Here is a 24,545-nt window from a genome sequence, read left to right on the forward strand (position 1 = left end):
GTCAGCCTCCCCGTTTACTGGAGGAGTTGAAAAAGAATGGGGAATCTTGGGTATTGGTATAGATTACCCAAACTGGTTCCAGCTTTACCTGATTGTCTTTGTTCATAAAATGGGCTTGATACCCCGGAAGCACACGTTCTATCGACTTTAGAGGAACTTTCTTTTCTTTCAGGCTTTGGAGTAATTCATTCTTACTAGGTAATTGACTAGCAGTAAGAGTAGGCTCCCCTTTTAAATAGTACAAGGAGCGACTATATTTACTCACTCCATTTGTCCCAGATCGTAAGTGGATTTGGTCTAAGTGGACAACTGAATCGATGGATGATGATTTCCAATAGATTGGATAACCTAGTACAAATAAACGAAAGGTATATTGATTGTAGTCTTCGGGATCAAGCGTTACTTTATCTAATAGATAGTTTCCAGACCATCCACGATGCCGTTGCATAAAGTTATTTACCTGAATCAATTCATCACCGATTGGCACAACATTAAGCTGAGATTTGCTACGTGCGTCATTGTATACCATGAAATTGCCATCTTTATACGATGTGAGCAATTGATCATTGTACATATAAACAGATTCATTTTTATTTAGCAAAATAGGCTCCAAACCTGGGTCACGGAAAAGCCATTGTTGCATATGATCGATTTCATATTTTCCTGTACTATAAACCGCTTCGTTGACCGCTAACGGTTGCTCAGGTATATAGAAGACTCGCGAAAAAGGAACATTTTCTGGAGTAGCTTCCCAAGGGAGCTTTCCATCACTGGATACGAGTGACAATTGAACGGTTGACTTTTGATTTGCGTCTACGAAGAGTTGTTCAAGCTTCGAATCTTCATATTCTACTTTTGCTTGTACAATCTTTTGTTCTTGGTCTGAAATAAACCATACATGAAGTAATTGAGACTGCGGGTCGATAAAGAAACAAATCCGACTAATCTGGTTGAGGCGATTCAAGACAGCGTCTTGTCTTAATGAGTCTTTAAAATATGGATCTAGTACACTGAGGGATTGATCATGAGTAAATAGAAATTCAACCCCCATGGACTGCTGGTAAAGTTTTTTCCAATCTTCGGGTGAAGGTTGGATGAAGGTGGTATCACGAAGTTTAGCTTCGCGGATCGTATCAAGCAATTGTTCATAGGTTGAGTTCTCTGGTAAAAGCCAACTAGTTTTAGTAGGGTGATGGACGATCATTTGAAAGGGTGAGATAAGCTGATAAATAGACTTTTGATTATATTTACCATCGTCAAAAGGATAAGGAGGTAATGGATATTCTGGTTTATTCCCTTTGTACGTTGGAGCACTGTACCAGAGAAAACCAGATAACACAAAACTGAGGATCACAAGTGAGACTAGTGTGACAGATTTGATGTGTTCGATCCATTTTTCATTCATGAGCGGACCTCCAGATTATAGGGAGGGAGAGTAAAAGTGACTGTTGTCCCTTTTCGGTAAACACTATCAATTTTAATGTCCCCTTTATGTGCATCAATGATTTCCTTTGCGATGGCTAGACCTAATCCAGTTCCTCCTAAACTTCGAGAGCGTGCTTTATCTACACGATAAAAGCGTTCAAATATCCTACTTAAATCTTTCTTGGGAATTCCGATTCCAGTATCCGAGATCGAGATCTCAATCATCCCATCAGTAGGGAGTGGGTGGGCACTTACGGTGACGCCTCCTTCTGAGGTGTGTTTCACCGCATTGGAGATCAGGTTGTCCAATACTTGATCCATTTTATCACGGTCTACCCAAACTTTGGGTAAGCTTTCAGAGAGTTGCAAGCTGAATTGAATCCCTTTCTGCTTACATTGAATAGAGAAACGATCGGCTGCATCTTCAAGGATATCTTCCACATAGGTTGCTTTTTTATTAAAATGCGATTGCTTGGCATCTAAGCGGGATAGTTGTAACAAATCATGGATTAGACGAGTCATGCGATCTGCTTCTTGCTGGGTGACCCGTAAAAAGCGAGTCGCTAATTCAGGCTCATGAATGGCTCCATCATCTAAAGCTTCGAGATAGCTTTTGATTGTGGTGAGGGGTGTGCGTAATTCATGAGAAACATTGGCTACAAATTCTTTTCGTTGCCGGTCTAACTTCTCTTGTTCAGTTACATCCTCAAGAACTGCTACCATTCCAATTGTATCATGTCCATGAATTCGAATCGGTGTAAAGGTGACTTTAATAATGGTATAAGCTTCTGGATCATCGCTATTCAGTTCAATAAATGTCTGTCGTTCTTCCAACAGTGGAAAATGAATCGGATCTGTAAGCTTTAAAATGGTGTTGATCGATTCTCCTAATTCAATCGAATGATCTAATAGATTTTCTGCCCAACGGTTTTTAACAATAACCTTTCCCGAGCGATCTGTAGCAATCACTCCGTCGCTCATATTGGCAAGGACAGTTTCTAACTTCTCCTTTTCTTCTTCTTTTTGTGCCAGTGCCATTCGTAAGTGAGAAGCAAGGTGATTAAATGCCATTCCGAGTCGCCCGATCTCATCCCCGCTTCGAACATCTACTTGTCGATCGAAATCTCCCGCTGCCATAGCAGTGGCCTGTTCGGTAACTTCTTTAACTGGAATGGTAATCGTTCGGGCTAAAATGACCACAAGTATACAAGTGATCACCAATGCTGCTATGGTGATTTGGATCAAGATTTTACTAATACCCCTGATGTTGCTATATGTCTCTTGAAGAGATGCTTCAACGCTGATATATCCAATGATATTTCCGTTTTTCTTCAGGGGTAGATTATAAAGTAAATAATCCCTATCATTATCGCTTCGAACGATGAGGGATTCTGCCATGGAGTTGGGTTGATCAAAAATAAAGCGGTTGTTTTTAATCAATTCTTCTTTTTTGGTACTTGCTAGGATAAAAGCTTTATCATCAATAATTCGCACTGTGGAGCGGTCGGGTCCTTTCATATTTAGATACACATACTGTTTGAGAATTTCTGCAAGCTGCTCTCCTTTGGTCTCATCGTCTAAAGGTTGGGAGAGCACTTCTTGGACTTTGTTCTGCATTAGATTCGACTGTGCCTCTAAATTATTTCTGAGTGTTAACTTGTAGTAATCTTCCAATTGGCGAATAAAATAGACCCCGATTAACTCCATCGCAATGATAATCAGGAGAATGAAGATAACCACAAGTTTCCACTGTACGCTGTTTAAGGATTGAACCCATTTTTTCATTTGATCACCGTTCATTTAAAGGATCTCGCATGGTGTAACCAATGCCCCGACGTGTGATGATATACTTTGGAGCTCCTGGATCATCTTCGATTTTCTCACGCAGTCGTCGAATCGCCACATCGACGGTGCGGACATCGCCAAAATAGTCATAACCCCAAACAGATTGAAGAAGGTGCTCACGTGTGAGAACTTGGTTGACATGTTTGGCGAGGTTTAACAATAAATCAAATTCTTTGTGGGTCAGATCAATCGTCTTTCCTCGTTTCGTTACCACAAAGCTATTGGCATCAATGGAAAGCTCTCCCACCGTTAACGAGTTTTTATTTTTAGCTTCTAAAGTGGTTGGCTCATTTTGCGTTTGAATTCGACGGAGATTGGCTTTGATTCGAGCTAATAGTTCCCGGTTACTAAACGGTTTCGTAACATAATCATCAGCCCCGATCTCCAGACCGAGAACTTTATCCAATTCTGAGTCTTTGGCTGTGAGCATGATAATAGGAAATTGGTGGTGTTGACGAACTCTTCGACACACCTCAATCCCATCTGCTCCTGGCAACATGAGATCGAGCAACATCAGATCAGGGGGTGAGGACAGGACGCTTTCAATTGCTTCACTCCCGTCATGAATACAATCTACCTGATAACCTTCTTTTTCAAGATTAAATTTAATAATATCAGCAATCGGTTTTTCATCTTCTACTACAAGGATTTTCGAGCTCACCAAAAGAACCTCCTTCTTTGTTATGAGAAGTGATTTGATCATGATGATGACAAGTGTTGCAACAGCCTGATATAGATGGAACTATTCTCCCATACTCTGAAGAGAGAGACAAGGTTTAACCAGTTAATCTTCTCGACTTGAGCAAAACCACTTACATGACGACCTGACGGATTTGGATCCATATGTGATTTAAAATACTTATATAGAGTAATCTTCTTAGATCATAGAGAAAAGAAAAATTAGGCACTCTAAACGTCTTCATTCCACGCAGAAACGAATAAGATATATCAAATTAAAGGAGGATTGTGGAATGGGGATTATCCGCCCTTATCAACAAATTGCAAGTAAACATTTGAAGACACAAGTATTAGAAAAGAACATGAAGATTCGCCCCTATCTCCCTGCAACCATCTGGTATCATTCACAAGGTTTACACCAGATGTTATCTCGATTTGGTAGTGTATTCATCAAACCAGATAAAGGTGGAGGTGGAGGTGGAGCAATCAAGCTGACGCTCTTACAAAGAGGTAAAATCGCATGTCAAAACCTTTACTCCAAAAAGATATTACCTTCCTATGAAGTTGAACATTGGGTAACAAAGAGAATGAACCCCAAAAGGAAATATTTGATTCAACAAGGCATTGATTTAGCCCTTATTCAAGGACGCCCCTTTGATTTACGTGTGAATATGCAAAAACCAGAAAAAAATTGGTTAATCACAGGAATGTGTGCTAAAATAGCAGCTCCAGGAAAGATTGTGACAAATCATTGTCAAGGTGGAAAGCCAGTCCATGTAGAAAAGGCCTTTTTAGCAGTGTCTAATCAGGATGATTACAAAGCAAAATCGTTACACATAGAATTATATACTCTTTCCAAAGAAATCGCTAAAACATTAAACCATCGTTTTACCAGTTTAAAAGAATTAGGGATCGATGTAGGGATCGATAAAAATAACAAGATATGGATATTTGAAGTGAATACACGCCCGGATTTCAAAATGTTTCGAGACTTATCAGATAAACGGATTTATCGAAATATCATGAAAATACACAGGAGAATTGTGTAGTCTTTTTAATTGATTTATAAAAATAATAATATTTTTAGTTTTGGTTTATTGTTCTTAAAATAATTTCAACATGCTCTGAGCATGTTTTTTTCGTTTCCGAGCATATATAACAGGATTCGACAAAGTATTCGGTTGACGGGATGAATTAGAAACTGTTACCATTAATATTAATTCGAGTAATTTAAAATTTTTTAATACAATTCGGAGGTGGAACTATGTCTTCCATTACAGTTGGAGTTTATTTAGGTAAAAAGGATCGTTTAGTTCGTTACTGGTACGAGATTCTTCCAAAAGGTCAATTCCCAATGTTGGTGAAGTACTGTATTCAGTCTTACTTAAGAAACAATTACTTTCCATTACAGTCGATTTGTGATGCTCGGACCTTGAAAGAGCAAATTCAATCTCGAAGCGAGTATGTACCTACACAAAGAAATGTTACCTTTACACCTGAAGATGGACCTGTTTATCAATGGATTAAAAGTTTGGAAAGTGGCTACCGTAGTGAGGAAATTAAGAATATTCTTAAAGAGACAGTGGTACATACTCTGTTGAATGATCAACCATTATTTCCTCCACACGGACTTGGGCAATCTCCTTTTAATCCGATGGAAGTCAATGAATCCCAAGGTTCTTTTCAACCTTATAGTGAAGAGTCCCAGAAGATCAAAGTGTTTAAGCGGGATCAAGTTCCTGTAGAGGAATCATATAGTGGAACTGCTTGGGAAAATGTTCCGAACTATAAGGAAGAAGTCGTAGGTGAACTAGAGGGGAAAGAAAAAGCATCTAAAGGGTTCACTCATCTTGTCAACTATTTAGGTTGAGGCATGAGATCAGTGACTAAAAGTGATTTTCAACCGTAACTTGGATCCGTTTGTCATGTAGGTGAACAATTTCCACACGAAAACAGACATCAAGTTTATAGACAATAAGGGATAGATCGGTGGAAAGATCGATGAGGAGTCAATCATAAAAGGAGTCCGTGATAAGTAAGATACGGGCTCCTTTCGGTTTTTTAATCGAAATTTGATAGAGTTTGTCGAAACAAGGAGAACCAGAAGGATTATTCTCGATCCTAGTTGAAGAAATCACAACGTAATGGTTCATAAAATGTAAAAATAGGTTGAAAAGGAGCATATTTTGACGGATGAGGGAGTGGAAGAAAGGGTGTTGGACTTTAGTAATACCTATGAGACGAGGCAGTTATATGATTGGATGAATCAATGGTTTGCCGATAGTCCCACTTTTCTTTGGACCATCGTGGGAGTGGTAACTGCGATGCTCCTTGGAGTTTTATTTTTTCCCCAAAAGTGGTTACTCCATATACCTGTATATGGCTATATGACATTCATCCTAGTTTTAGTTGCATTCCTTGATATATTAACTCAGAAAATTCCAATGATCACGATCTATCTCATCATGGTTGGATATGTTTTATTCCGTGCTAATGGTGAGGATCCCAAAATTGTAACCTCTGCTTTTGCTATTGTTTTTATACTTATTGAATCGTTTACAATTTGGCATCAACTGATGATCTTGGAATTACTTAGCCATTCCATACTTTTTCTTTGGATTGGTTGGATGAGTACTCAAGTAAGAACATTCTTTTATAAGGTTCGAAAAATGAAAGATAAGAATCGACACCTGATCGGCAAAATGAGAAATGCCCAGAAACAACTTCATCAATTTAACCATGAGTTACAACGAACCTATTATATTGATTATCTAACAGGATTATATAACTTTGGTGGGTTTCAAGAACAAGTGATTCGAAGCTTGGCTCGCTGTGGTTTTCATCAATCGTATCATGTGATTTGTTTGGATTTGACAGGCTTTAAGCAGATAAATATGTCAAAGGGAATGGACGTAGGAGACCAAATTTTAAAAGAGATTGCTTCCCAGTTAATGAGACGATTACCACCATCGGCACATGTAGCAAGATATGATGGTGATCAATTTGCTGTTGGGGTGATGGGAGATCAGGCAGTGTTTCGTCGCTGTTTGGAGACGATGGAAAAAGTGATGCTGGAATTACAAGCAGACCGGCGGGTGCTTCATCATTGCATTGGAACGGCTTCGTATCCTCGAGAGGCTACCTCGGGAGCCGAATTGGTACGACTCGCAGAACAACGATTAGCTACTGAACAACGCAGACTGAGACATAAAGAAGAAGAGCGTCGGCGTCACTTAGAAAAATTATCAGTGGTGGGACAGCTAGCAGCTGGTTTAGCTCATGAGATTCGAAATCCTTTGACTTCAATCCGTGGATTTGTACAGATTTCAGCGATGGAATCAGAGGCTGTGAAGAAATGGGAATCAATTATTCTCCCTGAGATCGATCGGATTAACGATTTACTCAAACAATTTCTAAACTTGAGTGAATCAAGACCCACTCGATATACCCGATTTGAACTGGATCAGCTGATGAATGATGTGATTCGATTATTACAGCCCAAAGCTTTTCTGATGGGGCATGATTTAATTGCTCAAGCCCCTTTAAAGCCTATCGAGATGGAAGCTGATGCTGAGCAGGTGAAACAGGTGCTGATCAACTTGATCCAAAATGGCTTGGAGGCCTTAGAGGATAAGGGAAAGATTGAAGTGAGATGGAAAGAGATGAAGGGGAGAGTTAGCATCCGAATTCATGATACAGGCAGTGGGATCCATCCCAATCACTTCGCCAAAATATTCGACCCCTTTTTTACGACGAAAGGAGAAGGGACGGGAATGGGGCTTTCGATCTGTCATCGTATCATTACGGATCATCAAGGACAGATCCAAGTTGCGAGCCAACCTAATCAGGGTACCACATTTCTATTACATCTTCCATTGAAGCGAAATAACGAAGAGAGTCATCAAGCCAAGCGGAAGGATCCCCATTTTTATCATACAGAGCCTCCTTCCCCATTTTTACACCAAGAACGCAGTGTGAGATAATAAGGCGAAAGAGGAGGATGAAGGGATGAATAACAAGAAAAATACCCAATTTAATATCATTAATAACAGATCGACCACTCACGGAAATTATTATACAGGTACGATCAGTTTAAATAACTTGTCATCGGTATTGATCGATGAGGATCGTGCTAAGATTGACTTAGGATTGATTCATGCTAAAAGTGCAGTAGAACGTGGGATCAAATTTGTTCCCAATAAAGATGAAGTCCCCAATGGAAAGTTATATTGGGTAGTTTGGGTTGCTGTAGACCGTAACGAACAAGGTAGCTACTATGCTGGAGTAGCTGCTTGTCCCATGATGATTGATCGGGAGAATCGAAGAGGCTGGAAAAACCTTGCGGATCATGTCAATCGGATGGATGATGTCCTCAAACGAAGAATCAAGTTAGATGGACTGGATGAAGTAGGAAGGAAGGCGTTAAAAGAGCTTTTGGTAAATCATAACCCAGAGATGTGGGAAAATAGTTGTCAAGAGCTAAAAGATCTTTTAAGTTGAAAATTGAATTGTATGTGAACAAATACGTTCACATCTTGTCGGTCTGATGGTCCGGGAGTACACTGGAATTATGGTTTCGGAACCTTTTGCTAGGACACAAAAATGGCGGGCCTTTATTTATATGGGTTCGCCATTTTTGTGTCCTTTTATGTATGAATGGGTGTATAGTTCCGCTGGATTTGTTGAATCTGTCGGGCTTCTTCGAATGACGATATTGTATATAGGGAAATCAGAGTCAATCATGAGTCGGGTATCTTCATTTACTTGATAATAACTCCATAACCATTTTAAATTTTCGACTAAATCATTGATATGACTGATACACCGAATTCCTGCATACCCGAGACTTAAACTATATGGAAATGTATGATTGTCATCAAGAGTTTTCACATAGAATTCAACGGCCTTTGGTGGATATCCTAGAATGATTCCTAGTTCACGATGAAATGCAGAGGAACGTGGAGAGAGATGATGAGTAGCTTGGAGAAATTGCTGTTTCAGTTTCTCACTTTGAAAGAATAAAAAAAATTGGTCATCTGTATCGAAAATCTAGATATCTTAGGTTACACGTTTAGTTTCACCACAACGTGGACAGGCAGGCTTGCCCATACATGATAACCCCAAATATTAATAATTTGACTGTGGTAATCAGTATGACTAGAGTGTATGATGTATTCTTATTACTGACATTATATAAGTCTAGGTACAAATACTCAACTGAATATTTGTAATATTAAATCCAAAATAACTTAAGTCCACCTTTCTTGTTACAGCCTTATAAATACACTTGTTTTGTAAATAAATACAACAATACGATAGATTATTTAGATATTTATAAATAGAAGGTATTTATCTTACTCGCATAGAAGTTTAGTGGAGCGAAGTATTAAGGGGGTTGCAATATGAAAAATAGATTACAAGAACCAGACCATAAAGAAATTTCAAACGAACAACAACGAATATATGAAAGTGGGAGTGAACGAAAAGAACGGATTCAAAGGGAGATTCAAGAACTTTATGAAGATTTGGATCAATGGATTGCTGTCACGGAAGAAGATAGTATCACAGGTCGGTGGCGATTAGGACTCTGGTAAGAAATCATTTGATCCATGTTCAATATATTGCAAATATAATTTAGTAAATATAACAAATATTTTTAAAAATTATAACTGCGACTTCTGATATTTCTCCTCTATTTGGTCAACCTAAAGGTAAGGAGGAGATGGTATGTCCCACTTAGGTGAAGTCGAATTGTATGCAAAACATGGGGGCGTTCACTTAATTGTGAATGTACCTGAAGAAAAAATCAACCAATATGTAAGTCAACTCCCTGAATCCAAGCGAGAAAGCATGTATACCGTCATGAAAGAATTAGAAAAAGTAGGTTATATTTCTTTGCCTAATGATGGTGTCTTTGCTGATGGTGAAGGAAATTTAGGGGGAAGTGACGATTGTTAGAAACAAGCTCACCTTCTTGAAGTGAAGGTGAGCTTGTTTCTAGATTAATCTTAGAGGGCTACTTATTCATCAAGCTCAAGGGTGTCATAATATGGTTTTTTACTAAAACGCATCCATCCATCCTCTTCGTCATCATCGAGACATGGATAGTGTAATCCTCCCCAGGTAGAGTTGCCCAGGGAAATAAGGTCAATGGGCTCATCCAAGTCTTCAGGTTGATATAACAAATCAAAGTCATTGGGCTCGGAGAAATAAAACATAGCTTTGAATAATGTTGTATCAACAACAACTGAAATAAGCTTTTGCACTGTTTTAATTTGCTCAGATGATAAGGTTGAGAGGAACTTTTTAAAGTCAGACTTAAAGCTGGATTCACTGCTGATAATTGAGCGATCTCTAATCTGCATGATTAACTTTGCGAACTCCTCAAGTGCTTTTTCTTCGAGATCCAAGGTTTAATAGCTCCTCCATAAGGGGTTATAATATATAGTTTATTTATACTTTTACTATAATACAGTAATTGTTCTATATATAAACAAATAAACCTTTCTATTACAGAAAGGTTTATCTATTTTCTATTTATCGCTTTGTCATGATCTAAATCCCCTTAATCCAATCGATGATTTTATCCCATAACGAAGGCTCTGGGGAAGGGAGGGTTACAGGTTTAGGATGAAGATGGCAGATTTGTTTAGGTTCTGTGCCACTGACAAAATATTCGATTCGTGTCTGGGTACAGGCTGGAGTGGCCAACTTACCGGTTTGGGTGTCGATGGTTACGCCTTTCACTCCGGGGGGAATCGCAAATACGCTGGAGGAGCGATTGGCGGTGGCCTGTTTCATGTAAGAGCCCCAGATGTATTGAGATAATCGTGCTTCTGCATGGGGAAGTTTACGTCCTCGATCATAGCCGACCCATACGGTGGTTACGAGGTCAGGGGTATAGCCAGCGAGCCATCCATCCCAGTCAGTGGTTCCTGTTTTTCCAGCGATGGGACGAGAAAACATTTGTTTCACTCGATGTCCGGTTCCGCCCGGTTCAAATACACTAGACATCAGGTGAGTTAACAGAAATGTGTGTGTGGGTGAAGCCACCTGTGTATAGGTGTTACTCTCTTCGACGAGGATTCGTCCATATGGATCAGTGATTTTGATAATCCCTGTTAATGGATATTGTTTTCCTCCCGCGGCAATGGTGGCATATGCTTGTGTCAGTTCAAAGGGTGACATTGGATATGCTCCTAAAGCGAGGGAAGGAGTTGGTTTCATCTCACTTTTGATACCTAGTTTTTTGGCGGTTTCGATCGTTTGGTCAATCCCGATTTGTAACTCAGTGCTGACAGCGTAGATGTTATCGGAGCGAGCGATCGCTTCTCGTAAAGTAATCGGTCTGTAGGCATATTGATTTCGATAGTTATTCGGTTTATAGACATTTCCTTGGAACGCAAAGGCAGTTGGCTGGCTATCGATCTGGGTTAGAGCAGTAAATCCTTGTTCTAGGGCTCCTAGATAAAGAAGTGGCTTAAAGGAAGAGCCGGGCTGGCGACGAGCAAAGACACGGTTAAATTGGGATTGACGATAATCTTTGCCGCCGATCATCGCTTTAATATGACCGTTATGGGGATCCACGGAGATGAGAGCCCCTTGAAGGTCAGAATGATTGTCTAGGTGTTGTTTGACGGCTTGTTCAGCCATGGTTTGAAGTTTAGGGTCTAATGTCGTATATATTTTTAAGCCACCATGTCGTACTACGGATTCTTCAAGACCATATTTTGCTACTACTGTCTGTACTAAATAATCTCGAAAATAGTTGGCTTTCACATGGTTGAGCTTCTGCGGTTGATAGATGGCGATGTGTTGATTCTTAGCAGTATCTGCTTCTTGAGCGGTGATCATCTTATTTTTAACCATTAGATTTAAAATATGTTGTTGTCGTTGTTGAATCCGCTCAGGGTGTTGATAAGGGGAATACATCTCAGGTCCACGAGGTATACCTGCGAGATAAGCCGATTCAGCCAAAGCTAGGTCTTTCGCAGACTTTTGTAGGTACATATGAGCGGCACTCCCCACACCATAAGCGCCATGACCATAGTAGATTTCATTTAGATACATTTCCAGGATTTCATCTTTGGAGTAATTGATCTCTAATTGAAGCGTATAGATCGCTTCTTTAAACTTTCTGGTCCAAGTCCGGTCATGGGTCAGATAAAGATTTCTGGCAAGTTGTTGTGTAATGGTACTAGCCCCTTGAACCACACGTCCCTCTTTGAGGTTAACAAGGGTGGCACGCAAAATCCCTTTGAGAGAGAAACCGCTATGCTCATAAAAGGTACGATCTTCTGCGGCTAAAGTAGCTTGAATCAGAGATCGTGGCATCTCTTCTAATCGGATGGGTTCTCTCTTTTGACCTGGTTCCATCTGTCCAATCCACTCCCCTTGTTCGGTGTAGATTTGGCTTGGGATGACGGAGTCAGGGGGAGGCAATGGCTTGGAACGTAGGTAGAGATAACTTAGCCCGATGATACAAATGAAGATCAAAAAAGTGAAAAAGAGGTTACGTATGAATCGTTGACTTTGTTTAACTATTTTCCAGCCGATCAATGACTGAAGAATAAGATGATCTGATGTGTTTTTTTGTTCATCCATGCGACAAACTCCTTCTCGGGGTTGTACCAGCGAATACCAAAATAAGGGAAGGCAAGAATATTATGCGGAATAACATGGAAGAATATACCTGATAAATAAATGACTCAAGTTAGATCTTAGAAAAAATAAATGGTGGAAAAAAAGATTGTACTTGATAAAGACATGCTTTATTCTTAGTAAAGATATCGAGGCTCTGGTCCATCGATGGGTTGACACTATTCCAATCAAATGATTGTTGTTTGGGGAATCGTGTTGATGTATCAACAATCAGGAGTCGATTTTTCGCATGAAATAGATTTTGTGCTGTTTCGGATCTCTAAGCTTTTTTGAGAGGTACAAGCACATGGAGAGTAAAAATCGAGCTGTGTGTTTTTGAGGATTTGGGAAATTGTTTCTCTGCTGAAGGGTATTTGTGGGCATGATGATCAGTATGAGAGAGACAATGATGTGACTTAGAGATGGGTTATACGAGGAAGGGGCAATCATGATGGATATGGAATTATGGTATACAGAAAAACAAACAAAAAATCATGGAATTACTACGAAAATAAATAAAACTATATATCATGATCAATCGGAGTTTCAAACTTTAGATGTGATTGAGACCGAAGAGTTTGGAAATATGCTGGTGTTAGATGGCATGGTGATGACAACAGATCGGGATGAGTTCGTCTATCATGAGATGATTACGCATGTGGCGATGAATACGCATCCAAATCCGCAACATGTACTGGTTGTTGGTGGCGGGGATGGAGGAGCGATTCGTGAAGTTCTCCGTTACCCTACTGTGACACAAGCGGTATTAGCCGAAATTGATGGAAAAGTGATCGAAGCCTCTAAAGAATATTTTCCGCAGATTGCTTCAGGGTTAACAGATGTACGGGTTGATCTTCAGGTTGCTGACGGAATTAAGCATATTCAAGAAAACAAAGGAAAGTATGATGTGATTCTCGTAGATTCGACAGAGCCAGTAGGACCTGCGGTGGGTTTATTTCAAAAGCCTTTTTATGAAGGGATCTATGAAGCACTGAAAGAAGATGGAATTATGGTAGCTCAGACGGAATCCCCTTGGTTTAATCAGGATTTAATTCGCCAAGTATTTCGTGATATCTCGAATACATTTCCAGTCACTCGGTTGTATACAGCGAGTATTCCTACTTATCCAAGTGGCTTGTGGAGCTTCACTATTGGTTCGAAAAAGTATGATCCGTTGACAGTAGCAGATAGTGATTTGCATTCATTTGATACGAAATATTATCGTCCTGAGATGCATAAAGCTCTTTTCCAATTACCTGTATTTGTACAGGAGCTACTCACTGGAGAGGAGAAATAGAGAATGCGTTTTGAGGAAGCTTATTCGGGAAACGTATTTATTGGCGCTAGCATGGATTTAGAGAAATCCCAAGCGGTTTTATATGGCATGCCCATGGATTGGACAGTTACATATCGTCCCGGCTCTCGATTTGGTCCCGCAAGAATCCGGGAAGCTTCTCTGGTTCATGAAGAGTATAGCCATTACTTGCGTCGGGAACTTACTGAAATGACTTATTATGATGCAGGAGATATCCCACTTGCCTTTGGGAATCCAGAGAAAAGCTTACAACAAATTGCTAGCTTTGTCGGAAAGGTACTTGATCTAGGTAAAGTGCCGATTGGGATGGGTGGCGAACATTTGGTGTCTTGGCCTGTTGTCCAAGAAGTTTACAAAAGGTTTCCAGATCTAGCCGTGATTCATATCGATGCTCATGCCGATCTACGAACAGATTACGAAGGAGAGCCTTACTCGCACTCGACTCCACTACGAAAAATTAGTGAATTAATTGGTGGCGAGCACGTATACCAATTTGGGATTCGTTCGATGACCAAAGAGGAAGTCACCTATACCGAAGAGGCAGGTATTCATTTTTATCCTTTTGATGTACTGGAGCCGCTTCAGAAGTGCTTACCCCAATTAGCGGGTCGACCTGTCTATGTTACTATTGATATCGATGCTTTGGACCCTGCGCATGCACCTGGAACAGGGACACCTGAACCAGGCGGAATCACTTCCAAAGAGATGTTGGCAGCGGTTCATGCGATCGCACAGTCACAAGTCCAAGTTGTAGGTGCTGATCTAGTTGAGGTAGCTCCTGTGTATGATCATAGTGAACAAACCCCAATCCTAGCAGCCAAATTAATTCGTGAAATGTTGTTGGGCTTTATCAAGTAATGATTCGTCGAGTTTATCAACAACCTTCCCCTTGATCAGTGAGGGAAGGTTTTTTCCATACATTCTGTTTGGCAGGTGGATCGAGTGGTGGTAAGATAGTTTTGTTCACATCGAAAGGAGCGGCATTGGGATTGATTCCAGTAGAGATACAGATCTGTTCAACGATTCGGCCAGAGGGAGAACAAGAGCCTGAAATCATTCGCCAACAGGTCAAGGGGAAGCTGACTGAAAAAGGTGAGGAATGGGTTCTCCGATATATGGAAAATGAGAATACTTCAGAAGAAGTGCGTACTTCCGTAAAATCACATACAGATCAAGTGACAGTGGTACGACAAGGCAGTGTATCCTATAGGCAAACTTATCAACCTGGAGCTTCTACCGAGAGTATGGTTTATACCCCAGCAGGTAACACGGAGATGTATGTGGAGACGCTCATCTATGGACGGGAAGGAACTCCCCAACAAGGGCAGATTTTCTTTTCTTTTCTATTATCGATGGGCGGACAACGACTCGGAACATATCAATTGGAGCTAGTGTGGAAGGAGGACCAAACAAGTGAATCCACTTGATCAAATGAAAGAAACGCTGATTGAACAAATTAAAGAAGCAGTTCTCTCATTCGGATTTGTCAGTGAGAACGAACTACCAACCATTATGTTAGAAGTCCCCAGAGAAAAAGCGCATGGGGATTGGGCCACAAATATTGCTATGCAATTAACCAAGAAAGCGAAGAAGAATCCACGTGTGATTGCACAAGAGATTGTGGAGAAGATTGATCAAGAAAAAGCGATGATTCAAAAGGTTGAAATTGCGGGTCCAGGCTTTATTAACTTTTTTATGGATCGTTCTTTTCTAACTAATATTCTACAAGAGATGAAAGAAGCAGGTTCCTCTTACGGACGGACGGATGCAGGGAAAGGGCAAACCATCAATGTAGAATTTTGTAGTGCCAACCCTACAGGGCATCTCCATCTAGGGCATGCCAGAGGTTCAGCGGTTGGTGATTCATTGTGTAATATATTAGATACAGCTGGCTACCAAGTGACTCGTGAATATTACATCAATGATGCTGGAAACCAGATGAATATGATGGCACTTTCATTAGAGGCACGCATTTTAGAAGGGTTGGGGCAAGAAGTAGAGTTTCCGGAAGATGGTTATCGCGGACAGGAGATTATTCATATTGCACAGGAGCTCATCCAATCGCAAGGTGATCAGATTCTTGCTATGAGTCATACAGAGCGGATCCATTATTTAAAAGAGATTGGACGGAAAAAGCTGTTAGATAAGATTGAGTCAGATCTCGGAAAATATCGAGTGAAGTTTGATGTCTGGTTTAGCGAACGCTCTCTCTATGAGTCGGGGGCTGTTGAGGAAACGGTGGAGGCACTGAAAAAGGGTGGCTACACCTATGAACAGGATGGAGCTTTGTGGCTGAAGTCTACACAATTTGGTGATGATAAAGATCGAGTTCTTATTAAAAATGATGGCTCTTATACTTATCTCACTCCAGATATTGCTTATCATCGTAATAAACTAAGTCGAGGACACCAACAGTTGATCAATATTTGGGGTGCTGATCACCATGGATATATTTCACGGATTAAAGCAGGCCTGGCAGCATTAGGTCATAATCCAGATCAGCTTGAAATTATCATTACTCAGATGGTGAAGCTTTACCAAGGCGGAGAGCTAGTTAAAATGTCGAAGCGGACAGGGAAAGCGATCACTCTTAATGAATTGCTGGATGAAGTAGGGATTGATGCAACACGTTATTTCTTCTCCATGAGAAGTCCTGATACACATCTAGATTTCGATATGGATCTTGCTGTTTCTCAAACCAATGAAAATCCTGTTTATTATTTACAATATGCTTATGCACGGATTTGTAGTGTATTTCGGCAAGCTGAGGCAAAAGGAGTCGCTCCTTCTTGGGAGGCAAACATATTAAAACTTCTGCAAGAGGAACAAGAGCTAGACCTCATCCAAAAGCTGGGTGAATTCCCTGGTGAAATTGCCTCTGCAGCTGGACATCGCTCTCCTCATCGGGTGATTCGGTACTTATTTGATTTAGCAACTCAGTTTCATAGTTATTACAACGCTTGTCATTTCCTTACAGATCAACGTGAACAATCCCAAGCCCGCCTAACACTAATTACAGGTGTAGCACAAGTGATTCGTAATGGTTTGAAGTTGGTGGGTGTCGAAGCTCCAGAACGGATGTAAAGTTGAATGGAATAGATTCTTTGTGAAATATAACCTCCGTATGGGGGTTATTTTCATAAGGTAGAGAAAAAGAGCCTGATGGGGTTTATGGGAAAGTGAAACCTTCTCGATCTGATGATCTTGCTAAGACTCATTTGCTCAGATGTAATAAGTAACAAGGTAAAACGGCTTCACTTGACTAAGTATAGCCAATAATGATAATGATATGGAAAGATTGGAAGCGTGAAACAATGACCCTTTATAGAGTGACTCAGGGATGTAAGGTCATGATCCTATTTGTGAGTGGAATCTTAGCTATGGTAATCTTGATGGTCTTGCAGTGGTTGATGAGTAAAAAAGAGGGAAGAGTAGACCGAGAGCAATGATTCTTACATTTCCGACGAAACTTTGTCATGCTGCGCCTAATTTTCGGCACACTACTGAAAACGAGGTGAAAACGTGTGTCTAATCAAACGTTCACACCTGTGTTGACAGATGATATGATTCAAGACTTTTTAGAGCGTCTTGATGAAGGGATTCATATTGTTAATGCAGATGGGTTCACCATTTTCTATAACCAGGCGGCTTCGGTTTTAGATGGATTAAAAGTTGATGAAGTATTGGGAATCCATTTGCTAAAGGCATTTCCTTCTTTAACTCCCAAGACAAGTACTTTATTAAATGTGATTCAGACGGGGATTCCGATTGCAGCTCATCAACAAGCCTATTCCAATTGTAAAGGCAGGCAAATCGTTACTATCAATAAGACTATTCCACTCCATCGTGAGGGGGAAATTGTGGGTGCGGTAGAGATTTCAAAAGATATTACCCGCATGAAGGAATTAGTGGAACAAGTGATTGACTTACAGGAACAAGTTCATGAGCCTAGAAAAAGGAAAGAGTCAAAGGCTAAATACTATCAATTTGAAGATATTATTACGAAAAGTCAGGCTTTACTTGCAGAGATTGAAAAAGCCAAACGTGCTTCTTTCACAAAATCACCTGTCTTAGTGATTGGAGAGACAGGTACTGGGAAAGAGTTAATCGTTCAATCTATTCATCAACACTCACCACGTAGAAGTCATCCATTTATTGCGCAAAACTGTGCGGCGATTCCAGCGACGTTGTTAGAAGGGATATTGTTTGGGACGGCTAAAGGTGCTTTTACAGGAGCCGTAGATCGCCCTGGGTTGTTTGAGTTAGCTGATGGAGGAACCTTATTTTTAGATGAAATCCATGCAATGCCCATGGATCTGCAAGCAAAACTACTGCGAGTCTTGGAAGAAGAAGCAGTTCGGCGAGTTGGAGGAACTGAACTGCGTGCTGTTGATGTACGAATCATAGTCGCTACCAATGAAGATCCGATTCAAAGTATTCAGGATGGACGTCTCCGACGGGATTTGTATTATCGAATTCATGTTGTAGGTATTCAACTTCCACCACTCAAAGAGCGATTTGAAGATATTGAATTATTAACCAAGTACTTTCTACAAAAAATGAAGTATCGCTTAGGGGCAAGGGTTGAAGAGGTTTCTCCTGAGGTGATTGAGGCATTTCAGAAATATCATTGGCCAGGGAATGTTCGAGAATTGGAACATATGATTGAAGGCGCTTGCAATTTGGCAACTGGCTTACAGATTGAGTTGGAACATTTGCCTGATCATCTGCGATCTCAAGAAAAAAGCTCGCTAGGACTCCAATTTTCTTTAGCGGAAGATCAGTCCATGCGTTCCCTTTTATCACAAGTAGAGAAACAGTTGATCCAACAAGCTCTAAAAAAGTCGGAGGGAAATATTAAACAAGCAGCTAAACATTTGGGGATTCCTAGACAAACACTCCAATACAAGCTAAAGAAAATACAGGCAGAAGCTTAAAAAGACCTTATGTTTATGTAGATTACTCTAAATGAACATTTTTAGTAATATATTTACCCATATCCCGTCGGGACGCTGTTTCTCTGTCTCACTCTCGTAGCGGATCCGCAAAAGTCGTTCGCCAGAGAAACATCTCCCCTCCTAGGTTCTCTGGATCAAGTCACTTAGTTTCCAATCAAGTAGATTAGATTCATATTACATTCTAAGACTCTAAATCACGACCACTTTTTTGTTCATTACATAAGCTGAAAGGGGGGCGAAAGTTGCAATCCTCGCACTAATGACTATATTTTCCTTGCTACTTGGTCAGGGATTGGATCTTATATTCAATATTATGTTAAAAAGAGTGCTGAAAAGTCAGCACTCTTTTTATGTTATAGCAAATAAAATCCTGATTTATCAACATGATAAGCCTTGGCATCTTTATTGCAAGTAATAAGAGTGATGATCTAAAGGAGGTGGCAAAGATTGATGAAATCAACCCAGAAAAAAGGACATCCGTATGGGTTACATCGAGTGATTCAACCAGAGGGTGTTCTTCCTCAACCGGCATGGAAAATCGATGCGACACCTGAAATTTATGACAATGAATTATTAATTGATGTCCTTAAACTCAATATCGACTCAGCATCTTTTACTCAACTAAAAGAAGAAGTAGATCATGACCCAGATCGTCTCAAACAACGAATGTTGGAGATCATTGAAGAACGGGGAAAAATGCATAACCCTGTGACGGGTTCTGGTGGAATGTTGATCGGCAAAGTGGAACAGGTGGGTCGTTTGTTTTCTCAATCGGACTTACCTGTGGGAACCAAGATCGCAAGTCTTGTCTCTTTAACTCTTACCCCGATGAAAGTAGAGAAAATTCACCGAATTGATATGAAAACAGGTCAGGTAGATGTGAGTGGAAAGGCTATTTTATTTGCCTCAGGTCCTTTCGCTGTTTTGCCACATGATCTTCCTGAGTCAGCCGTCTTGGCAACTTTAGATGTATGTGGGGCGCCTGCTCAAACAGCTCGCCTCGTACAAGCGGGGCAACGTGTGGTCGTGATGGGAGCTGGCGGGAAGTCGGGACTTCTCTGTCTATATCATGCTTGGAAAAATGCAGGTGAGACGGGTCAAGTGATTGCAGTGGAAGCTAACCCTGAAGCATGTGAGGAAATCCGTTCTCTGGGACTTGCACACCATGTTCTTCAATTAGACGCAGCGAATCCTGTGGCTGTTTATGAGGCAATTGCGGAGGTCACGCAAGGAAACTTAGCGGATCTAACGATCAACTGCGTGAATATCCCTCATACAGAGTTACCAGCCATCTTGGCAACTCGAGATGGAGGAATGGTTTACTTCTTTAGCATGGCGGTTCGTTTTACTACAGCTGCCTTAGGTGCAGAAGGAGTAGGAAAAGACGTTCAGATGATGATCGGAAATGGCTACGCACCTGGTCATGCAGCACTTGCCATTGATACATTACGGCAATCTCGAGCATTACGAAATCTATTTGTACAGAGGTATGGGCAGGAAAAATAAACTCTTGGTTGAGAGGAGAAATAAAATGAGAGATTGGCGCGAAATAGAGATCTGGAAAGATGTGACAGAAGAGCAATGGAACGACTGGCTTTGGCAACTGACCAACACCATTAAGAATTTAGAGGATTTAAGTAAGGTGATTAATCTGACTCCTGAGGAAATTGGAGGAGTAGATATTTCCAAGCAAACCATTCCCTTAAATATTACCCCCTATTTTGCATTGCTTATGGATCCCGATGATCCCAAAGATCCGATTCGTATGCAATCTGTCCCCATCTCATCTGAGTTATATCGTACTGCTTATGATATGGAAGATCCTCTGCTCGAGGATACAGATTCACCCGTGAAAGGATTAACACATCGTTATCCTGACAGAGTTTTATTCCTGATTACCAACCAATGTTCCATGTATTGTCGATACTGTACACGCCGTCGTTTTTCTGGACAGATCGGTATGGGTGTCCCTAAGAAGCAGATGGATGCTTGTATTGACTACATCCGCAATAATCCACAAGTTCGTGATGTGCTGTTATCTGGTGGAGATGGGTTATTGGTCAATGACCGGATCTTAGAATATCTACTAAAAAGCTTACGTGAGATTCCACATGTAGAGATCATTCGGATTGGGACGAGAGCTCCTGTTGTTTTCCCGCAGCGAATCACCGAAAATTTATGTACCATTCTTAAGAAATACCATCCAGTCTGGCTCAATACTCACTTTAACCATCCTAAAGAGTTAACCCCCGAAGCACGTCGTGCCTGTGAAATGTTAGCAGATGCGGGAGTTCCTCTAGGAAACCAAGCGGTCATCTTGGCTGGGATCAATGATTGTCCTTTTACCATGAAAAAATTAATGCATGAGCTTGTAAAAACAAGAGTAAGACCTTATTACATCTATCAATGTGACCTATCTGAAGGAATTGGACATTTTCGTGCTCCTGTCTCTAAAGGGTTAGAAATTATGGAGTATTTACGTGGGCATACTTCTGGCTATGCTGTACCTACCTTTGTAGTGGATGCTCCTGGTGGCGGTGGTAAAATTCCATTGAATCCAAATTATATGATTTCACAAAGTCCAACTAAAACGGTATTGCGTAACTTTGAAGGTGTGATTACGAGCTATCCAGAACCTGAAAACTATCAGCCACATGATGCTGACAACTGCGAATATTGTCAAGCAGCTGGTACTTCGGTAGGAATCGCCTCGATTATGAGTGACGAACGTATTAATTTGGAGCCCAAGCATTTATATCGGGAAGAGCGTAGAACTGAGACCACAGTCAATAAAGAAACCGCAATGACCAAAGAAGGAGTATAGAGTCAAATACTTCACATGAGAAAAAAGATTTCTACCTTAATTCCTGATGATGTGGAAACGGTTTCAATGATTGGTTTATCTAAAAATGCTGGAAAAACAACAGTTCTAAATGTCTTGGTACAAGAAATGTATCGGAAAAGATCAATTGGCTTACTTAGTATCGGTATTGATGGGGAGGAGCGGGACGTCTGGAGTGGGCGTCCCAAACCTCCAGTCTTTGTTCCCGAAGGATGTTGGGTTGCCACTGCTGACAATTTGCTTAATCTACAACCAGAAACTTGGCAAATTGTAGAGTCAACCAGTTTAACAACCGTGATGGGACGGGTGATGATTGCCCGAGCTAGAAGAGATACATCGGTTCAATTGGCAGGGATTCATACCAAAGAGGGGATTCAACAGGTCCTTCATGTACTTAAAAAGCTAGGGGTATCACTTCGTTTTATTGATGGAGCTTATAATCGGAAAACTTCAGCCAGTCCATTGCTTGCACAAGGAGTATTTCTGGTGGTGGGAGCCGCAGCAGCTATTTCTCTTCCACGATTAGAAACCCAAGCACGTGACTGGATGTATCCCTTCACATTAATGGAGTCACAGGTCCCGATCGAGCAGGAAGCATCTCGACGGTCACAGGAAACCAAACGAGTTGTGGGGATCCACCAAGAGGGTTTAGAAGTTTTTCCATTTTCATCTTTATTTCCGCTTCAGGCGATAAAAAAAGTATTTCAACAAAAACAAGAATGGTCTTCGTGGGTGATTCCAGGGGCTTGCTCTGAGCGCTTCGTTCAATACTTATTAGAGCAAAAAAAGTTTCTTACCTTGATTATCCCCGATGCGACTCATTTATTTGTTTCTTATCCTACCATGCGTCAGTATACCCAGCGAGGTGGGGCTTTTTTAGTGGGGAAAAGTGCTCGTCTACTTGGTGTTGCTATAAATCCTGTTTCGCCTGATGGATACTCATTAGATCCTGTACAGATGAAACAACAGATCACTCAGTTAGCGCATCCACTACCTGTGTTTGATGTAGTTAGAGACAACAGTGACGATTATCCATAAGTTGAGAAGCGATATTTCGATCGAAGGATCGAGTGGATTTCATTTCTTCTTCGAAAGTCACAAGCTTATGGAAGGTGAACCTGAACATCAAACTCTAGCACTCTAGGAGTTAGGTAATCATTGCCTCATCGACACGAATGATTAAGAGATCGATGTTAAAGGAGGGTTGTGGATGTGGATCGATGAACAGACTCGTTCTCAACTTCACTTGGAAGAGATTTTGGCAGATTTTGAGCCACTAACCCCTTATGGAAAAAAGGAAAGAAAGAATCTCAAGCCGTTTTTACCTGGTGAAGAAGAGCGTTGGCTATGGATGTTAAATGAACAAGAGAAGCTTCAGTCTGTAGGACGAACTTTCTCAGAGGAGTTTCATAAACTGGAGCGGATTTGTAAACAATTCCCTGATATTACTTCCATACTGGAGCTGTTATCACAATCGCGGACTCCAGCTTTAACGGATTGGTTTCACCTGAAGCGTTTTTTATGGTTGATCCAAGAGTGGATGGAGTTGTTAAGTAAGCATGAACGACTGACCTCCTTTTTATTGTCAAAAGAGGAAATCGAAATAGTGAATCGTCTTTTGTGGAGACTGAACCCTTCACCCTCTTTACAACCTTCTTTTGCTGTTGAAGATGCTTATGATGAAAGATTAAAAAATGCAAGAAAAAGATTACGACAGCTTGAAGTCCAGAAACAGAAAGAACGGGAAGAATCGATTCAACAACTTGAGTCTAAATACAATATTCGTCCGAATCGACTGGGTGAATGGGTGATAGATCGAAAAGCTCCGGTTCACCGTGAGCTTGAAGGCGAATCCCAGATCACACTCATTCGAGAAACGATGTATGAAAAGGTGTATGAACTCTCTCGACCCAATCTAGAGCAAGCCCAAGAGGACGAGTTAAAACAACAGATTGAAGAGCGGGTACAGTTGATTTTACAACAATTAGCTCATCAATTTATGCCGCACCTGTCCGAGATTCAGCAGATTGTGGAGAAATTGACTCACTTTGATCTCTTGTGGGCTCGAGTACGACTGGCTACAACTTGGAATGGTGTCAAACCAGAATGGGATGTAGATCATTTCGTCCTAGATCAAGGAGTTCATCCAGTGGTAGAAAGATATCTTCATCAAAAAGAGCTCTCTTTTACACCCATTGATCTTCATATTTATCAAGGGGTGAGTGTCATCATCGGACCCAATATGGGTGGGAAAACCGTTGCTATAAAAACTGTTGGGATGATTACGGCATTGGCTCAACTGGGGTTTTTTGTGCCTGCAACTCGTTGTCGGATGCCCTTATTTCCATGGATCGCCACAGTGATTGGAGATGATCAACAGGTAGAGAAAGGATTAAGCAGTTTTGGTGCAGAGGTGATCCGACTTGGCACTTGGTTGGAGAAGAAAAAACAGCAAGGATTGCTTTTATTAGATGAAATTGGACGAGGGACGAACCCCATTGAAGGTGCTTCCCTTTCATTTGCGATTACAGATTATTTAAGTCGGTCACAGATCTGGACACTTCATGTGACTCATTACCAAGAGCTGATGTCTTTGAAACATATTCAAGTTTTTCGTGTAGCAGGTCTTCCTGAAGAAGTGTATCTGTATCCCATCGAGAAAGATCCCAAAGCTTGGATTTCACTGTTGCATCAGCGAATGGATTATCGTTTGGTACCTGTCAAGGAGCAAGATCAATTTCCTGAACAAGCGATTTCTATTGCGAAAATGTTAGGATTACATGCTGACATTGTGAAGCAAGCACAGCAGTTAGTTAAAAGTAAGAGAGGGGAGGAATAGAAT

At 40.8% G+C, this 24,545-nt stretch carries 20 protein-coding genes; 15 read left to right on the top strand and 5 right to left on the bottom strand.

Annotated elements, in window-relative coordinates; all coding sequences use genetic code 11:
• Window position 1 precedes the first annotated feature (1 nt).
• Genes yycH through yycF form a run of 3 tightly spaced genes read right to left on the bottom strand, consistent with a single transcriptional unit; the run spans window position 2 to window position 3,934 of the window.
• Window positions 2-1,405: a two-component system activity regulator YycH gene (gene yycH / locus EDD58_RS03785; protein WP_131923521.1), complete on the bottom strand. Its 1,404-nt coding sequence runs from the start codon at window positions 1,403-1,405 to the stop codon at window positions 2-4.
• Window positions 1,402-3,210: an ATP-binding protein gene (locus EDD58_RS03790; protein ID WP_207903244.1), complete on the bottom strand. Its 1,809-nt coding sequence runs from the start codon at window positions 3,208-3,210 to the stop codon at window positions 1,402-1,404. Before EDD58_RS03790 ends, yycH begins: the two co-directional genes overlap by 4 nt.
• 4 nt (window positions 3,211-3,214) lie before the next feature.
• Window positions 3,215-3,934, bottom strand: coding sequence for a response regulator YycF (yycF, locus tag EDD58_RS03795; protein ID WP_279389090.1), 720 nt, complete (start codon window positions 3,932-3,934; stop codon window positions 3,215-3,217).
• 307 nt (window positions 3,935-4,241) lie between these two features.
• Between yycF and EDD58_RS03800 the strand changes: the two genes are divergently transcribed.
• The 6 genes from EDD58_RS03800 (at window position 4,242) to EDD58_RS03825 (ending at window position 9,906) form a co-directional block, all read left to right on the top strand.
• Window positions 4,242-4,997 carry a YheC/YheD family protein gene (locus tag EDD58_RS03800; protein WP_131923524.1) on the top strand — a complete coding sequence of 252 codons (756 nt, stop codon included), beginning with the start codon at window positions 4,242-4,244 and terminating at the stop codon, window positions 4,995-4,997.
• 215 nt (window positions 4,998-5,212) lie between these two features.
• Window positions 5,213-5,818 carry a hypothetical protein gene (locus EDD58_RS03805; RefSeq protein ID WP_131923525.1) on the top strand — a complete coding sequence of 202 codons (606 nt, stop codon included), beginning with the start codon at window positions 5,213-5,215 and terminating at the stop codon, window positions 5,816-5,818.
• Window positions 5,819-6,149: 331 nt separating this feature from the next.
• Complete coding sequence (locus EDD58_RS03810; RefSeq protein WP_131923526.1) at window positions 6,150-7,931, top strand: ATP-binding protein; 1,782 nt, start codon at window positions 6,150-6,152, stop codon at window positions 7,929-7,931.
• A gap of 25 nt (window positions 7,932-7,956) precedes the next feature.
• On the top strand, window positions 7,957-8,448 hold the full coding sequence (locus EDD58_RS03815; protein ID WP_131923527.1) for a YwhD family protein: 492 nt from the start codon (window positions 7,957-7,959) through the stop codon (window positions 8,446-8,448).
• A 902-nt stretch (window positions 8,449-9,350) separates the two neighbouring features.
• Entirely contained in the window at window positions 9,351-9,542 is a 192-nt protein-coding gene (locus EDD58_RS03820) for a hypothetical protein (RefSeq protein ID WP_131923528.1), read from the top strand.
• A gap of 133 nt (window positions 9,543-9,675) precedes the next feature.
• Window positions 9,676-9,906, top strand: a complete 231-nt coding sequence (locus EDD58_RS03825) for a hypothetical protein (RefSeq protein WP_131923529.1) — start codon at window positions 9,676-9,678, stop codon at window positions 9,904-9,906.
• A gap of 62 nt (window positions 9,907-9,968) precedes the next feature.
• Here EDD58_RS03825 and EDD58_RS03830 read toward each other — a convergent pair whose 3' ends face one another.
• On the bottom strand, window positions 9,969-10,358 hold the full coding sequence (locus tag EDD58_RS03830; RefSeq protein WP_131923530.1) for a hypothetical protein: 390 nt from the start codon (window positions 10,356-10,358) through the stop codon (window positions 9,969-9,971).
• Between the two features lie 145 nt (window positions 10,359-10,503).
• A complete protein-coding gene (locus EDD58_RS03835) occupies window positions 10,504-12,552 on the bottom strand; it encodes a transglycosylase domain-containing protein (protein ID WP_131923531.1) in 2,049 nt (682 codons plus the stop codon).
• A gap of 493 nt (window positions 12,553-13,045) precedes the next feature.
• Between EDD58_RS03835 and speE the strand changes: the two genes are divergently transcribed.
• The 9 genes from speE (at window position 13,046) to kamC (ending at window position 24,542) form a co-directional block, all read left to right on the top strand.
• The gene (gene speE / locus EDD58_RS03840; RefSeq protein ID WP_131923952.1) at window positions 13,046-13,885 is read left to right on the top strand and encodes a polyamine aminopropyltransferase; all 840 of its coding nucleotides are present in this window, start codon (window positions 13,046-13,048) and stop codon (window positions 13,883-13,885) included.
• A 3-nt stretch (window positions 13,886-13,888) separates the two neighbouring features.
• Window positions 13,889-14,761 (top strand): agmatinase, encoded by an 873-nt coding sequence (gene speB, locus EDD58_RS03845; RefSeq protein ID WP_131923532.1) that lies wholly within the window; start codon window positions 13,889-13,891, stop codon window positions 14,759-14,761.
• Window positions 14,762-14,829: 68 nt separating this feature from the next.
• Complete coding sequence (locus EDD58_RS03850; RefSeq protein WP_165875783.1) at window positions 14,830-15,330, top strand: YwiB family protein; 501 nt, start codon at window positions 14,830-14,832, stop codon at window positions 15,328-15,330.
• A 4-nt stretch (window positions 15,331-15,334) separates the two neighbouring features.
• Window positions 15,335-16,987 carry an arginine--tRNA ligase gene (gene argS / locus EDD58_RS03855; RefSeq protein WP_131923953.1) on the top strand — a complete coding sequence of 551 codons (1,653 nt, stop codon included), beginning with the start codon at window positions 15,335-15,337 and terminating at the stop codon, window positions 16,985-16,987.
• Window positions 16,988-17,427: 440 nt separating this feature from the next.
• Window positions 17,428-18,840, top strand: a complete 1,413-nt coding sequence (locus EDD58_RS03860) for a sigma-54 interaction domain-containing protein (RefSeq protein WP_341539262.1) — start codon at window positions 17,428-17,430, stop codon at window positions 18,838-18,840.
• 471 nt (window positions 18,841-19,311) lie between these two features.
• The gene (gene kdd, locus EDD58_RS03865; RefSeq protein ID WP_131923534.1) at window positions 19,312-20,367 is read left to right on the top strand and encodes an L-erythro-3,5-diaminohexanoate dehydrogenase; all 1,056 of its coding nucleotides are present in this window, start codon (window positions 19,312-19,314) and stop codon (window positions 20,365-20,367) included.
• 25 nt (window positions 20,368-20,392) lie between these two features.
• Entirely contained in the window at window positions 20,393-21,685 is a 1,293-nt protein-coding gene (kamA, locus tag EDD58_RS03870) for a lysine 2,3-aminomutase (protein WP_131923535.1), read from the top strand.
• Window positions 21,686-21,700: 15 nt separating this feature from the next.
• On the top strand, window positions 21,701-22,741 hold the full coding sequence (gene kamB, locus EDD58_RS03875; RefSeq protein ID WP_131923536.1) for a lysine 5,6-aminomutase reactivase subunit KamB: 1,041 nt from the start codon (window positions 21,701-21,703) through the stop codon (window positions 22,739-22,741).
• Between the two features lie 172 nt (window positions 22,742-22,913).
• On the top strand, window positions 22,914-24,542 hold the full coding sequence (gene kamC / locus EDD58_RS03880) for a lysine 5,6-aminomutase reactivase ATPase KamC (RefSeq protein WP_131923537.1): 1,629 nt from the start codon (window positions 22,914-22,916) through the stop codon (window positions 24,540-24,542).
• The last annotated feature ends 3 nt before the right edge of the window (window positions 24,543-24,545 follow it).

The organism is Hazenella coriacea, assembly GCF_004341825.1.
Taxonomy (GTDB): domain Bacteria; phylum Bacillota; class Bacilli; order Thermoactinomycetales; family Thermoactinomycetaceae; genus Hazenella; species Hazenella coriacea.